Origin of the sequence: Mesorhizobium sp. B2-9-1, assembly GCF_006439455.1 — a bacterium.
Taxonomy (GTDB): domain Bacteria; phylum Pseudomonadota; class Alphaproteobacteria; order Rhizobiales; family Rhizobiaceae; genus Mesorhizobium.
This window is the reverse complement of record NZ_VFTP01000003.1, coordinates 149,573-164,120: the sequence shown is the minus strand read 5'-3', so window position 1 is coordinate 164,120 and position 14,548 is coordinate 149,573. Positions and strand designations below refer to the sequence as shown.

Sequence of the window (14,548 nt, the reverse complement as noted above, 5' to 3'; positions counted from 1 at the left end):
TATCGTTAACGTGTTAAGGGAGGATCATGATGCGATCGGAAGATTTCCGGGCCGACACGAAGCGGCCGTTCACCGGCGCCGAATATCTCGACAGTCTGCGCGACGGACGCGAGGTCTATATCAATGGCGAGCGCGTAGCCGACGTGACCAGCCACCCGGCGATGCGCAATTCGGCGCGCTCGCTGGCCCGCCTCTACGATGCCCTGCATGATCCCAACCGGCAGGCCGTGCTGACCTCTCCCACCGACACCGGCTCGGGCGGATACACGCACAAATATTTCCGTGTCGCCCATTCGGCCGCCGAGCTTGCCCAGCAGCAGACGGCGATCGCCGACTGGTCGCGCATGTCCTACGGCTGGATGGGACGCACGCCCGACTACAAGGCGGCGCTGATGAACACGCTGGGCGCCAATGCCGAATGGTACGGCCCGTTCAAGGACAATGCGCGCGCCTGGCACAAAAGGGCGCAGGACGCGGTCCTGTTCATGAACCATGCCATCGTCAACCCGCCGATCGACCGCCACAAGCCGGCCGAGCAGGTGAAGGATGTGTTCGTGCATATCACTAAGGAAAGCGATGCCGGCATCTGGGTGTCCGGCGCCAAGGTGGTGGCGACATCGTCGGCGCTAACCCACTACAATTTCCTGGCGCAGAGCTCGGCGACGGTGACGGAGGATCCGTCGCTGTCGGTGATGTTCATCGTGCCGATGAACGCGCCCGGCATAAAGATGTTCTGCCGCGTCTCCTACGAGCAGACGGCGAACACCGTCGGCCATCCTTTCGACTATCCGCTGTCGTCGCGCTTCGACGAGAATGACGCGATCCTGGTGCTCGACAATGTCTTCATCCCCTGGGAGGACGTGCTGGTGCTGCGCGACGCGCAGAAGATCCTGTCCTTCCACCCGGCGTCGGGCTTCATGCATGGCTACTGCTTTCAGGGCTGCACGCGCTTTGCTGTCAAGCTCGACTTCCTTGCCGGCCTACTAGCCAAGGCGCTGCGGGCGACCGGCGGCGACGCCTTCCGCGGCAACCAGGCTGCGCTGGGCGAGGTGATCGCGCTGCGCCATATGTTCTGGAGCTTTTCCAACGCCATGGCGCACAACCCGATCCCGTGGGCCAATGGTGCAGTGCTGCCCAATCTGGAAGCGGCGCTCGCCTACCGCACCTTCATGTCGGAGGCCTATCCGCGCGTCATCGACACGGTGCGCCGGGTGATCGCCTCCGGGCTGATCTACCTGCCGTCCTCGGCGAAGGATTTCGACAATCCGGAGATCGACCGCTACCTCGCGCAATATGTGCGCGGCTCCAACGACATGGGCCATGTCGAGCGCATCAAGATCATGAAATTGCTGTGGGACGCCACCGGCACCGAGTTCGGCGGCCGCCACGCGCTTTACGAGCTCAATTATGCCGGCGCGCCGGAAGAGGTGCGGCTGCAGGTGCTGAAAGGGGCGGAGCGCGGCGGCCGCTTGAAAGCGATGGAGGAACTGGTCGATACCTGCATGGCCGACTATGACGAGAAGGGCTGGACCGGCGACACCTGGCTGCCGCCGTTGCCGGCCGGTGCAAGCTGAGGAGCCCGGCCATGGAGGCGCAGGTCGCCAAACTGGAATTCCGTGACGCCATGGCGCGGGTCTGCGCGCCGGTCAACATCGTCACGACAGACGGACCAGCAGGCCGCGGCGGCTTCACCGCGACCGCCATGTGCAGCGTTTCCGACGATCCGCCGACGCTGCTTGTGTGCATGAACGAGCGCTCGGCGCAGACGGGCATGTTCCTTGCCAACGAGCGCTTCTGCGTCAACGTGCTGACCCAGTCCCATATGCACCTGGCGGCGAAGTTCGCCGGCGCGATCCGCGATATGGCCGAGCGCTATCAAGCCGCGCGCTGGCAGACCATGCCTTCCGGTATGCCGGCGCTGCTCGACGCCATCGTCAGCTTCGACTGCGAGATCGGCGCGGTGAACAAGGTCGGCACGCACAATGTGATGTTCGGCCGGGTGATCGACATCCGCCACGGCAGCGGCGAGGCGGCACTGCTTTATGTCGGCCGCAACTACATGCAGCCGAGCGCACTCGGCAGCTTCGGTGGGTAAATTTTATCAGGTCTGATTTTCAGACGATTCCGACTGGATCAGGCTTTCCAGAAGGTCGAGCAGGTGCTCATGCTGCTCGGCGCCGTATCGCCGCTCGATCGCATCGTAGATGGCGATGCGCTCGGGCGACAGATCCTCGATCAGCGCCAGCCCGGCCGGGCTGATGGCGAGCAGCGCCCTGCGGCCGTCGTTCTTGACCTTGTCACGGGAGATGAATTGCCGTTCCTCCATCGCCTTGATGATGCGGGTGAGACTCGGCGGCAAGATCGAGGCGCGGTTGGCCAATTCGGTCGCTTCCAGCGGCCCGGCCTCGGCAAGGACTCTCAGAACGCGCCACTGCTGCTCGGTGATGTCGTGGCGGGCGAGCATCGGCCTGAAATGCGCCATGATCACTTCGCGAGCACGCAGAAGCGCCATCGGCAAGGAGCGGCGTGTGTTAGGCGGTAGCAAGGTCAGATCTCCAAAAAAATTCCAATTCCACGCGACTCGCAACGCGAAACGAGGCACGGATCGCAGCTATATCCGCGATTTTGCCGGGAGCGGCAATCCCGGCGCCTGGAAGCCCATCCAGATACAGAACGACGCTTGACATTCGATCGTCAAGATGTAATTCACGTGTTAATTACAAACACCGTCGGCGGACGAAACCTTTGCCTCATATGGCGATCGAATATTCGGCGAATCTCGACCAGAAGGTCGACGTGGCCGAGCTTTGCGCGCTGGTCTCGCGCACCATTCTCGGGACTGGCCTGTTCGAGCCGGGCGCGGTGCGCGTGCGGGCCTTCCGCGCCGAGGCCTATGCGATTGCCGACCGGCTGCCTGAGAACGGTTTCATTGACATGAATTTCCGCATCGGCAAGGGCCGCACGGCGGAAGAAAAGAAAAGCGCCGGCGAGGCGATCTTCGCGGCCGTCACCGATCATCTTTCACCGCTGTTTGCGACGCCGCATTTCGCGCTGTCGCTGGAGATCCGCGAGATCGACGCAGAGCTCAGCTGGAAGAAGAACGCCATCCACCCGCGCCTGCGCGGCAAGTGAACGGGCGGCAGAGAATAGGAAAGACGCAATGGCGGCATTGGACGACAATCTGAGGAAGGCCGAAGCCTATCTCGAGCGCTTCAGGAAGGACGGCGTGCTCAACCAGATCGGCGGCGAGGTCGTGCCCGCCGCCGACGGCTCGACATACGAGACGATCTCCCCGATCGACCTCAAGCCAATCGCCCAGGTGGCGCGCGGCAAGACCGCCGACATCGACCGCGCCGCCAAAGCGGCGAAGGCCGCTTTCAAGGAATGGGCGGCGATCTCCGGCGACGCGCGCAAGAAGCTGCTCCACAAAATCGCCGACGGCATTGTCGCGCGCGCCGAGGAGATTGCCTTCGTCGAATGCATGGATACCGGCCAGTCACTGAAGTTCATGGCCAAGGCCGCGTTGCGCGGCGCGGAAAACTTCCGCTTCTATGCCGACCGGGCACCTGAAGCCCGCGACGGCCAGACGGTCCGTGCGCCGAACCAGGTCAACATGACGACGCGCGTGCCGATCGGCCCTGTCGGCGTGATCACGCCGTGGAACACGCCGTTCATGCTGTCGACCTGGAAGATCGCGCCTGCGCTCGCCGCCGGCTGCACGATCGTCCATAAGCCGGCCGAGTTCTCGCCGCTGACGGCCAGGCTTCTGGTCGAGATCGCCGAGGAAGCCGGCCTGCCCAAGGGCGTCTGGAACCTCGTCAACGGCTTCGGCGAGGATGCTGGCAGGGCGCTGACCGAACATCCCGACATCAAGGCGATCGGCTTCGTCGGCGAAAGCCGCACCGGCTCGATGATCATGAAGCAAGGCGCCGAGACGCTGAAGCGGGTGCATTTCGAGCTCGGCGGCAAGAACCCAGTCATCGTCTTTGCCGACGCCGATTTAGAGCGGGCCGCGGACGCCGCGGTCTTCATGATCTATTCGCTGAACGGCGAGCGCTGCACCTCGTCGTCGCGGCTGCTGGTCGAGGAAAGCGTCTATGACAAGTTCACCGCGCTGGTGGCGGAGAAAGCAAAGCGCATCAAGGTCGGCCATCCGCTCGACCCGGAAACCGTGGTCGGCCCGCTGATCCATCCGGTGCATGAGGAAAAGGTCCTTTCCTACATTGAGATCGGCAAATCGGAAGGGGCGGTCGTTGCCGCCGGCGGCGGCAAATTCACCGGCCCGGGCGGCGGCTGCTATGTCAGCCCGACGCTGTTCATTGGCGCGACCAACAAGATGCGCATTGCCCAGGAAGAGATCTTCGGGCCAGTGCTGACCGCCATATCGTTCAAGGACGAGGCCGATGCACTGGCGCTCGCCAACGACACGCAATACGGCCTGACCGGCTATCTCTGGACCTCGGACGTCACCCGCGCCTTCCGCTTCACCGATGCGTTGGACGCCGGCATGATCTGGGTCAACTCGGAAAATGTGCGGCATCTGCCGACGCCATTCGGCGGCGTCAAGAACTCGGGCATCGGCCGCGACGGCGGCGACTGGTCTTTCGACTTCTACATGGAAACCAAGAACGTCGCGTTCGCCACGACGCAGCATTCGATCCAGAAGCTCGGCGGCTGACGGGAGACACCTATGGCCCTGCCCCAACCCAACCTCTACCCTGCCTTCAACATCGTGCGACTCAGCCATGTCGAGCTCGCCGTCACCGACCTGGCGAAATCACGCGCCTTCTATGTCGACACACTCGGCCTGCAGGTGACCGACGAGACATCCGACGCCATCTATCTGCGCGCACTGGAGGAGCGCGGCCACCATTGCATCGTGCTGCGCAAAGGCGCCACCGCGGAAGCCCGCGACCTCGGCTTCAAGGTGTTTTCCGACGAGGATCTCGACAAGGCCGAGCACTTCTTCAAGGGCAAAGGCTTGCCGGTGGAATGGGTGGAGCGGCCCTACCAGTCGCGCACCTTCCGCACCCGCGACCCGCACGGCATTCCGCTCGAATTCTATTCGAGGATGGAAAGGCTGCCGCCGATCCACCAGAAATACGCGCTCTATCACGGTGTGAAACCGCTGCGCATCGACCACTTCAACTGCTTCTCGCCAAACGTCGATGAATCGGTGGCCTTCTACAACGAGCTCGGCTTCCGCGTGACCGAGTACACTGAGGACGCCGAGACCGGGAAGCTGTGGGCGGCCTGGACGCACCGCAAGGGCGGCGTGCACGACATCGCTTTCACCAATGGCCTCGGCCCGCGTTTGCACCATGTCGCCTTCTGGGTGCCGACGCCGCTCAACATCATCGACCTGCTCGACCTGATGGCGACCACCGGTTGGCTGCCGAATATAGAGCGCGGCCCCGGACGGCACGGCATCTCCAACGCCTTCTTCCTCTACATCCGCGATCCGGATAACCATCGCATCGAGATCTATTGCTCGGACTACCAGACGGTCGATCCCGATCTGGAGCCGATCAAATGGGACCTGAAGGACCCGCAGCGCCAGACGTTATGGGGCGCACCGGCCCCGAAGAGCTGGTTCGAGGAAGGCAGCGTCTTTGCCGGCGTGAAGCCGCATCAATCTGATCTCTCGGCCTCGCCGATTGTGGCGCCATAATCGGCGAGCCGGGAAGGAAAGCATCGAATGCCTGTGAGATCATCTCGTCTGCTGGGAATAATCGTCTCGACGCTGGTGGCCTCGGCTTCAACTGCCAAGGCTGCCGACGATTCGGCCTGTGTCGCGCTGACGCGTGGCTTCTGCATCGACGTTTTCGTCAAGCGCAATGCCGACGCGGCCATGCAGCATGCTCCAACCTACATCCAGCACGTCGCACGGCCCAGCCAGCGATCTCCGAATAGGTTGAGACCGGCGGATAACGTCATCCTCATGGTATGAAACGGAAAGGTCTCGCCGGCAATGGATAGCGACGAATTCAGACACTGGTCGCATAAGGCCGCCGACTGGGGGGCCAACTACCGCACGACCTTGCGGCACCGGCCGGTGCGAGCGCAGACGACGCCCGGCGACATCGCCCGCCAGATCGACGACGCCGCGCCTGAACGGGGTGAGCCGATGGAGGCGATCTTCGCCGACTTCGAGCGGATTATTCCGGATGGCATGACGCACTGGCAGCATCCGCGCTTCTTCGCCTATTTCCCGGCGAACGCCGCGCCGGTGTCGGTGGTCGCCGACTACCTCGTCACATCCATCGCCGCGCAATGCATGCTCTGGCAGACGTCGCCGGCCGCGACCGAACTCGAGATGAAGGTCGTGGACTGGCTGCGCCAGGCGCTGGGCCTGCCCGCCGGCGTTTCAGGCGTGATCCAGGATTCGGCCTCGACGGCGACGCTCGCTGCAGTGCTGGTCATGCGCGAACGGGCACTTGGCTGGATGGGCAACAAAGAGGGGCTGGCGGCGCACACGGCCGTGCGCGTCTACGCGTCGGCCCAAGCGCACACCTCCATCGACCGGGCAATCTGGGTGGCCGGCATCGGCGAGGCCAATCTAGTGCGCATCCCGACCAAGGGCGACCTGCACGGCATGGACCCCGAGGCGCTAGACGTCGCCATCCGCGCCGACATCACCGCGGGGCTGACGCCCGCCGGCGTGATCGCCTGCACCGGCGGCACATCCATCGGCGCCTGCGATCCGATCGCGGCGGTGGCCGAGGTCGTGAAAAGGCATGGCCTCTATCTGCATGTCGACGCGGCATGGGCGGGTTCGGCGATGATTTGTCCGGAATTTCGAACGCTTTGGGATGGCGTGGAGGCGGCGGACTCGATCGTCTTCAATCCGCACAAATGGCTGGGCGCGCAGTTCGACTGCTCCGTGCAGTTCATGCGCGATCCCGGGGAGCAGGCGCGCACGCTCGCGATCCAGCCGGAATATCTGAAGACGCATGGTCATGACGGCGTCATCAATTTCTCCGAATGGACAGTGCCGCTCGGCCGCCGCTTCCGGGCGCTGAAGCTCTGGTTCTTGCTGCGATACCACGGCCTCGAAGGGCTGCGGACAATGATCCGGAACCATGTGACATGGTCGGTGGAACTGGCGGAAAAATTGGCCGCCGAGCCGGACTTCGAGATCGTCAGCGCGCCGGTGCTGTCGCTGTTTTCCTTCCGGCACAAGGCGCCAGGCGATCCCGACCGGCACAACATCGCGCTGGTCAATGCCATCAACGACGACGGCCGTATCTATCTTACCCAGACCCGCGTCGACGGGGCGATCGCGATCCGCTTCCAGGCCGGCCAGTTCGAGATGACGCGCGAGGATGCCGAAACCGCATTCGCGGTGATCACGGAGATCGCGCGCCAGACGACTTAGGCTCGGATGCGGAGCAGATGGAGACGACATGACCGAACAGCCGCGTTTCGCCAGCTTTTCCCATCAGGGGAGATCGGGCTTTGGTTTCGTGAAGGGCGGCGGCATCGTCGATCTTTCCCGACGTCACGGCAACACATGGCCGACCTTGCGCGAGGTCGTGGCGGCGGGCGCCCTGCCGCGCCTCGTCGACGAAGCGGCCGCGCTGCCGGCCGATCTCAGCCTGGGCGAGATCACCTACGCGATTCCCGTGCCTGCGCCCGAAAAGATCATCTGCGTCGGCGTCAACTATCCGGACCGCAACGAGGAGTACAAGGACGGGCAGGCAGCACCCTCCAACCCGTCGCTGTTCATCCGCTTTCCACGCTCCTTCGTCGGCCATGGCGCGCCGCTGGTGCGGCCGCCGGAATCGCCGCAGCTCGACTATGAGGGCGAGATCGTCATCGTCATCGGCAAGGGCGGCCGCCGGATCCCGGAATCCGACGCGCTCGACCATATCGCGGCACTTTCGCTGTGCAACGAAGGCACAATCCGCGACTGGGTGCGCCATGCCAAGTTCAACGTCACCCAAGGCAAGAATTTCGATCGCACCGGCTCGATCGGGCCGTGGCTGGTGCCGTTCACCGATGAGGCGCAGATCGCCGACATCGCGCTGACGACGCGCGTCAATGGCGAGTTGCGTCAGCAGGACCGCACCGGCCGCATGATTTTTTCGTTCCGCAAGATCATCAACTACATCTCGACCTTCACCACGCTGGTGCCGGGCGATGTCATCGTGACGGGAACACCGACCGGCGCGGGCGCCCGCTTCGATCCACCGATCTGGCTGAAGCCGGGCGACGTAATCGAGGTCGAGGCCGAAGGTATCGGGCTGCTCCGCAACGGGGTCGTGGACGAGGAAACCAAATGATGATGACCGAGGCGGAGATCGAGGGCGCCGCCCAAAAACTGTTCGAGGCCGAGCGCGATCGCCGCCAGATCAGGCTGCTCAGCCTCGATTTTCCGCAAGCCACGATGGACGACGCCTACCGCGTCCAGGCCGCGCTGGTGAAGCGGAAGGAAGCGTCCGGACTGGCGATCAAAGGCTGGAAAATCGGCCTGACCTCCAAGGCGATGCAGTCGGCGCTCAGCATCGACATTCCCGATTCAGGCATCCTGTTCGACGACATGTTCTTCGATGACGGCGGCACGGTGCCGGCCGATCGCTTCATCCAGCCGCGCATCGAGGCCGAGATCGCTTTCGTCATGAAGGCGCCTTTGGCCGGCCCCGACATCTCGATCGACGACGTGCTCGACGCCACCGATCACATCACCCCGGCCCTGGAAATCCTCGACACCCGCATCGAGCGGATGAACAAAGAGACCGGCAAGATTCGCACCTTCGTCGACACGATCTCCGACAATGCCGCCAATGCGGGCATCGTCGTCGGCGGCCGCAAGGCCGGCCCGCGCGAGGCGGACTTGCGCTGGATCGGCGCCATCGTGTCGCGCAACGGCGAGGTCGAGGAGACGGGGCTCGGCGCCGGCGTGCTCGATCATCCCGCCAAAGGCATCGTCTGGCTCGCCAACCGGCTGCATCAATACGGCATGCAGATCGAGGCCGGACAGGTCGTGCTGTCGGGTTCCTTCATCCGGCCGGTCGAATGCCGGCATGGCGACCAGATCGTTTCCGATTTTGGCTCCTACGGCAGGGTGAGTGTCTTCTTCGCCTAACCAACCACCAATTTTCGCGCGAAAGTACTGCGTTGCCTGCCGGGACACGCAATCACCAATACCGACACTTGCTGATGGTCGCGACTTGGGAACCAAAGCCGTATCATTGCTTACGCAGCTTGAGCTTTCCGGACGCTGGAGGACGTATCGCTATCGGGACCAGCATCTGGCCAAGGGGCTTGAGTGCAAAGCCATAGCCGTCATGGTCTGCGATAATGATATCCTGCAGCTTGGAGCGGCAGCAAATTCGGGCCCCAGTTCCATCAGTGCGAAGTCCTCCTGCCTGAGGCCGTGAGCGATCGACGCGCGCGTGTGCGCATCAGTGCGCTGAAGGGCGCAGAGTGTCAAAAACGTCGGAGCAGTGGTCGGAGACGTCATTCCGCTGCAGTACTGTCAATTCCTGCTGTACCATGGCGTGGCTGCGGTCCTCACACCCGACAGCTCGCGAATGTTGTGCTCGACCTCCTGGAGGGTCGGCGACGCCCGACAGACCGTCGGCCCCGTGGAATGGACCGGCAAGTCACCCCGGCGAGGTTGCCCGGATTATAGGCGGGCATCCTCGCACGCACCGCTCCAGGCCTATTTCTGCGCGTATGTCGGCTTTCCGTCGGCGCCCTTCTTCCATTCGTAGATGACATAGTCGGGACGCGTGATGTCGCCCTTCTGGTCATAGCTGATGTCGCCGATCGCCGTCTTCCACGGGCCGCTCGCCTTGATGGTCTCGGCGACCTTCTGCGCATCGTCGGCCGAACCGGTCTTGTCGACCGCGGCGGCGACGATCTGGACCGCCGCGTAGGAGTAGAGCGTGTAGGCTTCGGGCTCGAAGCCGGAGGCACGGAACTTGTCGACGATGTCCTTCGCCGCGGGATTTTTCCGTGGGTCGGGCGAGAAGGTGTTTAGGGTGCCGATGACGGAATCGCCTGCGATCGAGGCCAGTTCGTTCGAGACCATGCCGTCGCCCGAGAACAATGTCGCCTTCAGGCCCTGGTCCGCTGACTGGCGCATGATAAGGCCCGCCTCGGTGTGAAGACCGCCGAAGTAGATCAGCGTCACGCCCGCTTCCTTCATCTTGGCTATGAGCGCGGAGAAATCCTTGTCGCCGACATTGATGCCTTCATACATCACTTCATTGATGCCGTTGGCGTTCAGGTCCTTCTTGGCGACGTCGACGAGGCCCTGACCGTAGGGCGTCTTGTCGTGGATGATGGCGATCTTGGCATCCTTGAAGTTCGCGGCGATATAGTCTCCCGCGACCTTGCCCTGCTGATCGTCGCGGCCGCAGGTGCGGAATGTGTTCCAGAGGCCGCGCTCGGTGTATTGCGGATTGGTGGACGCCGGCGAGATCTCGAGCACCCCATTTTCGGCATAGACCTCCGAGGCAGGGATCGACACGCCCGAATTGAAGTGACCGACCAAGTATTTCACGCCGTCCGCGACGAATTTGTTGGCGACCGAAATGCCCTGCTTCGGATCGGAGACGTCGTCGCCGATCTCTATCTTGATTTTCTGGCCGAGCACGCCACCGGCCGCGTTGATGTCGGCTGCTGCCTGTTCTGCGCCTTTTTGAAACTGCGCGCCGAAAGCGGCATTCGGACCGGTTATCGGCCCGGCGACACCAATGACGATATCCGCCCAAGCGGTGCCCGCAAACGCAACAAGCGCGGTCACCGCCACCGCCGACAAGAGATGTTTCTTCATATTAGGCTCCCATTTTTCGTGGCGGGCACTGGTTGAGGCTTCGATGCGATGCCCACGTCCGACGCATCGAGCTGACTAGAATTCGGCGCGGACCGGCCTGCCGTTGGATCAGGTCATGGCCGATGCCAGCGGGTCAGGCATCAGGCCGGAGCCGGCCCCCTCACGAGAAACGTCTCGCCTTTGCTCCGCATCTAACCTGTCCCCGCGGCTGCGCTACCGGGCATATTGGCTGCAAGCCAAGTGGCATGCGATGACCGTAAGACCCAGATTTGTTGATCGATTTTGCAATGTTTCGGGAACGCGTCGCCTGCCTGCTAATTCGCCGGCGCGTTGTCAGAATCGGGCGTCGGACGAAGCCTCGCGTCGGAACAAGGCCGGACTCTTGCCGGTCCATTTGTGGAAGGCGCGATGAAACGCGCTCGGCTCGGAAAAGCCGATATCGGCGGCGAGGTCGGCGACGCTGCGGCTGCCGTTGAGCAGGGCCTCCATCGCCAGGGCCCTGCGCATCTCGTCCTTGATCGAGCGATAGCTCTGCCCTTCCGACTGAAGCCTGCGGCGCAAGGTCGGCGCCTGCATGCGCATGCCGGCGGCAAGGCGCTCGAAGCTCGGCCATGAAGCGGGCGCGGTGGCGTGAAGTCGCCCGCGTATGGCCGCCGAGAGCCCTTCGTCGTGGCGGTAACGCACAAGAATGTTGGCCGGGGCTTTGCGCAGGAATTCGCGCAATGTGCAGGCATCGCGGATGACCGGCAGCTTCAGGAATTCGGCATCGAAGACGAGGCGGCTCTGAGGCTGATCGAACCGCACCGGCGCGCCGAAGAACAGACGGTAGTCGCTCCCCGTGGGCGGGATGCTGCATTTGAAGTCCACCCAGCGGATCGGAAGGCGCCGGCCCACCAGCCAGCAGTTCACGCCATGGACGATGATCCAGAAGGTGCGGTAGGCGAAGGCCGAACGCAACGGCCCGGACTCGCTCAGCCTGATCTCGGCGAGCCCGTTGCCGATGGTCAATTCGCCATGCGGGTCGTCGAGCACGGCGCGCAGGAAGCGCAGGCCCCTGCGCACGGCATGTTCCAGAGTCTCGGTGGAAAGCAGCGCCTGGCAGAGCAGCGCGAAACTGCCCGCCCGCATTGGCCTGGCGCCTTCGCCGAAGAACTCGTCATCCATCGTCTGCGCGACGGCGTGCCAGAGCGCGCCATATTGTTCGGTCGATATTGGCTCGGAAATCGCTGGCGGCAGCCCGACGCGAGCCAAGAGAGGCTCCACCTCGACGTTGTGGCGGCGAAGGCATTCGAGCGTATCGTTCATGAAGCAGGGAGCGATCATCCGACGCTGCATTGCCTGAGCCTCCGTCATCCTTCTACCTGCGTTCTGCTTCCTCTAGCGTTCACCCCGATCGAATGTGGCCGCGCTGACACCCTGCTGCCGCAAGGCGGTCCTGGCGATTTTCTCCGTCGGAGTTCGCGGAAGCGGTTTGTCGGTGATTTCGATATAGCGAGGCACCATGTGGCGCGGCGCCGATGTCCTGAAGTGCGCAAGCAGTTCGGCCGCCTCCAGCGTCGAACCTGGCCGGCGCTGGGCTACGACCATGATGTCTTCCTCAGTGAATTCGGACGGAATCCCGAACGCGGCGCTTTCCACGATTTCTGGATGCTTCTCGGCGACGGTCTCGACCTCGTAGGCGGAGATGTTCTCGCCCCGCCGCCTGATCGCCTCGTTCAAGCGGTGCTTGAAGTAGAGCCAGCCATCCTCGTCCATGCAGCCGGCATCGCCGGAATGATACCAAAGGTTTCTCAGTGTCTGCACGGTCTTGGCATCGGCGCGGTAGTAGCCGGAGAACATGCTCCAGTTCCTGCGGGGGCGTGACACGATCTCGCCGAGGGACCCATGCGGCAGAGGCCGGTCCCTGTCGTCGACGATCGCAACTTCCCAATCGGGATGCGGGCGACCGCAGGAGCCCGCTCTCGTATCTCCCACTGTGTCGAGGGTGACGAAACTGGTCTCCGTCTGTCCGTAGCCGGTGACGAGCCGTATGCCAAAGCGCCGCTCGAACGCTTCCTTGTCCGGCACCATAGGAATGCACTGGCATATGCGCACCGGATTGGCGCCGTCCCCATCGGAAGGCGGCTGACGCGAAAGGATGACCGCCATCGCGCCGAGCAGGTTCGTGGCGGTGGCGCCGCTGGCGCGGACCTGGTCCCAGAACCGTGACACGCTGAAGGCCTCGACCAGCGTCGTGCGCGTGCCGTAGATCAGCGGCAAGTAGACGCCGAACATTTGCGCGTCGGTGTGAAACAGCGGCAATGCCGAGAAGTAACTGTCGCTTGTCGTGTAGCCGAGATTGAGCGCCATCGCCGCCGCCCAGGAATAGCAGTGGTGGTGGGACATCAAAGCGCCTTTGGCCGGGCCGGTGGTGCCCGAGGTGTAGAGGATCGCCATCGGGTCGGAATAGTGGACGTCGGCCAAGTCGAAATCCGGCTGCCCGGCCATGCATTCCTCGAACCCGACGATGCGGCCGATCCGGATGCCGGCCGCCCGAGCTTCGCCTGGATCGGCACCTACGAGGACGAGGGTACGCAGTTCCGGCAGCCGGTCCTGGACCCTGGCGAGCTCGTCAAGCGCGCTCGCATCCGCAACGAGGAGCTCGGCGCCGCAATTGTTCAGGTTGTGGCAGAGCAGGTCACCCTTCAGGCCCGGATTGCTGGGCACCTCGATGGCGCCAAGGCTCGCCACGGCGAACCACATCGCGACCAGCTCGAGACAATTGGGCAGCAGCATCGCCACTCGGTCGGACTTGCCGATGCCAAGGCCGCGCAGGCCTCGCGCCAGCCGTCCCGAAACGATCTGCATCTCCTCGAAACTTGCAGAACGTCCGCAGATATCGATGAACGGGCTGTCGCCCAGGCGCTCGGCCTGCGTTAGCAGGATTTTCGGCAGAACCCGGGTCTCCAGATCGCCGTCATGCTGACCCGGGATGTAGGAGGAAGGGGCGACTTCAAGCATCGTCATCGCGCTCAAAAATCCTTGGCTCGTGCCTGCGCATCCGGAGACAGGAAGCCGCTTACCGTGGCCCTGGTCTCGAGCGCCATTGCATCCGCTAGGGAAGAGTGGAAGCCGTTGTTGATGGCATGCTTGATGTCGCCCACGGCGCCCTCCGGGCGCTCCGCTATCGCGCGGGCCAGTTTTTCCGCCTCACTGAGCAACTCTGCTTGGGGAACCAGCTTCCACGCGATGCCGACCTCAAGCGCCTTTTTGGCATCGTGCTTTTCGCCCAGGATCATCAATTCCTTGGCGACTTGTGGTCCGACTTGCTTGGTCAACAGGGCGGTAACGCCGCCAGTGACGAACAGCCCGTAGGTTACTTCAGGAAAGAACCAGCGCGCATTGTCCGCAAAGAGCCTGAAGTCGCAGTTCACGGCCCATTCAAGCGCGCCGCCCACGCACCAGCCATGCACGGCGGCAATCACGATCTTGCGTGACTGCATGATCTGCAGGGTGACGTTCTGGATGGCCTCGACCCAGGCCTGTGTCGCAGCCTCCGACGAGGTCTGGGCATCGAGATCCTTCAGGTCGTCGCCGGAGCAAAAGGCTCGACCTTCTCCGTGCAGGATGACAACTCGGATGGACGGATTAGCTTCAGCCCGCGCGAGCGCCTGTGAGAGCTCGTCTACGAGCTGCCTGTTCATGGCATTGAGGCGCTCGGGCCGGCACAGCATGATCCAGGCAATTGGCCCGTCGTCTCTAATGAAGACAGTAGGTGTCAAG

The 14,548-nt window shown here is 63.3% G+C and carries 14 protein-coding genes; 9 read left to right on the top strand and 5 right to left on the bottom strand.

Annotated features, from left to right (window positions below):
* Positions 1–29: 29 nt before the first annotated feature.
* Entirely contained in the window at positions 30–1,574 is a 1,545-nt protein-coding gene (locus FJW05_RS08255; protein ID WP_140630961.1) for a 4-hydroxyphenylacetate 3-hydroxylase N-terminal domain-containing protein, read from the top strand.
* An 11-nt stretch (positions 1,575–1,585) separates the two neighbouring features.
* Positions 1,586–2,095, top strand: a complete 510-nt coding sequence (locus FJW05_RS08250) for a flavin reductase (RefSeq protein ID WP_140544004.1) — start codon at positions 1,586–1,588, stop codon at positions 2,093–2,095.
* A gap of 6 nt (positions 2,096–2,101) precedes the next feature.
* On the opposite strand, the gene hpaR is transcribed toward FJW05_RS08250, so the two are convergent.
* A complete protein-coding gene (hpaR, locus tag FJW05_RS08245) occupies positions 2,102–2,512 on the bottom strand; it encodes a homoprotocatechuate degradation operon regulator HpaR (RefSeq protein WP_246673311.1) in 411 nt (136 codons plus the stop codon).
* 233 nt (positions 2,513–2,745) lie between these two features.
* Between hpaR and FJW05_RS08240 the strand changes: the two genes are divergently transcribed.
* Genes FJW05_RS08240 through hpaH form a run of 7 tightly spaced genes read left to right on the top strand, consistent with a single transcriptional unit; the run spans position 2,746 to position 9,088 of the window.
* Positions 2,746–3,132: a 5-carboxymethyl-2-hydroxymuconate Delta-isomerase gene (locus tag FJW05_RS08240; protein WP_140630194.1), complete on the top strand. Its 387-nt coding sequence runs from the start codon at positions 2,746–2,748 to the stop codon at positions 3,130–3,132.
* Positions 3,133–3,160: 28 nt separating this feature from the next.
* Positions 3,161–4,678 carry a 5-carboxymethyl-2-hydroxymuconate semialdehyde dehydrogenase gene (hpaE, locus tag FJW05_RS08235; protein ID WP_140630191.1) on the top strand — a complete coding sequence of 506 codons (1,518 nt, stop codon included), beginning with the start codon at positions 3,161–3,163 and terminating at the stop codon, positions 4,676–4,678.
* A gap of 12 nt (positions 4,679–4,690) precedes the next feature.
* On the top strand, positions 4,691–5,671 hold the full coding sequence (hpaD, locus tag FJW05_RS08230) for a 3,4-dihydroxyphenylacetate 2,3-dioxygenase (RefSeq protein WP_140630188.1): 981 nt from the start codon (positions 4,691–4,693) through the stop codon (positions 5,669–5,671).
* 27 nt (positions 5,672–5,698) lie between these two features.
* Positions 5,699–5,950, top strand: a complete 252-nt coding sequence (locus FJW05_RS08225; RefSeq protein ID WP_140630186.1) for a hypothetical protein — start codon at positions 5,699–5,701, stop codon at positions 5,948–5,950.
* A 21-nt stretch (positions 5,951–5,971) separates the two neighbouring features.
* Entirely contained in the window at positions 5,972–7,378 is a 1,407-nt protein-coding gene (locus FJW05_RS08220) for a pyridoxal-dependent decarboxylase (protein WP_140630184.1), read from the top strand.
* Positions 7,379–7,406: 28 nt separating this feature from the next.
* A complete protein-coding gene (locus tag FJW05_RS08215; RefSeq protein ID WP_140630182.1) occupies positions 7,407–8,285 on the top strand; it encodes a fumarylacetoacetate hydrolase family protein in 879 nt (292 codons plus the stop codon).
* Positions 8,285–9,088, top strand: coding sequence for a 2-oxo-hept-4-ene-1,7-dioate hydratase (hpaH, locus tag FJW05_RS08210; protein ID WP_181164894.1), 804 nt, complete (start codon positions 8,285–8,287; stop codon positions 9,086–9,088). The genes FJW05_RS08215 and hpaH overlap by 1 nt, the downstream gene beginning before the upstream one ends.
* Before the next feature lie 579 nt (positions 9,089–9,667).
* Here the strand turns inward: hpaH and FJW05_RS08205 are convergent.
* From FJW05_RS08205 to FJW05_RS08190, 4 genes are all read right to left on the bottom strand, one after another.
* Entirely contained in the window at positions 9,668–10,786 is a 1,119-nt protein-coding gene (locus FJW05_RS08205) for a branched-chain amino acid ABC transporter substrate-binding protein (RefSeq protein ID WP_140544018.1), read from the bottom strand.
* Between the two features lie 333 nt (positions 10,787–11,119).
* Positions 11,120–12,121: an AraC family transcriptional regulator gene (locus tag FJW05_RS08200; protein WP_140630179.1), complete on the bottom strand. Its 1,002-nt coding sequence runs from the start codon at positions 12,119–12,121 to the stop codon at positions 11,120–11,122.
* 42 nt (positions 12,122–12,163) lie between these two features.
* Positions 12,164–13,792 (bottom strand): AMP-binding protein, encoded by a 1,629-nt coding sequence (locus FJW05_RS08195; protein WP_140630177.1) that lies wholly within the window; start codon positions 13,790–13,792, stop codon positions 12,164–12,166.
* A gap of 5 nt (positions 13,793–13,797) precedes the next feature.
* Entirely contained in the window at positions 13,798–14,547 is a 750-nt protein-coding gene (locus tag FJW05_RS08190) for an enoyl-CoA hydratase/isomerase family protein (protein WP_246673279.1), read from the bottom strand.
* Position 14,548: the final 1 nt, after the last annotated feature.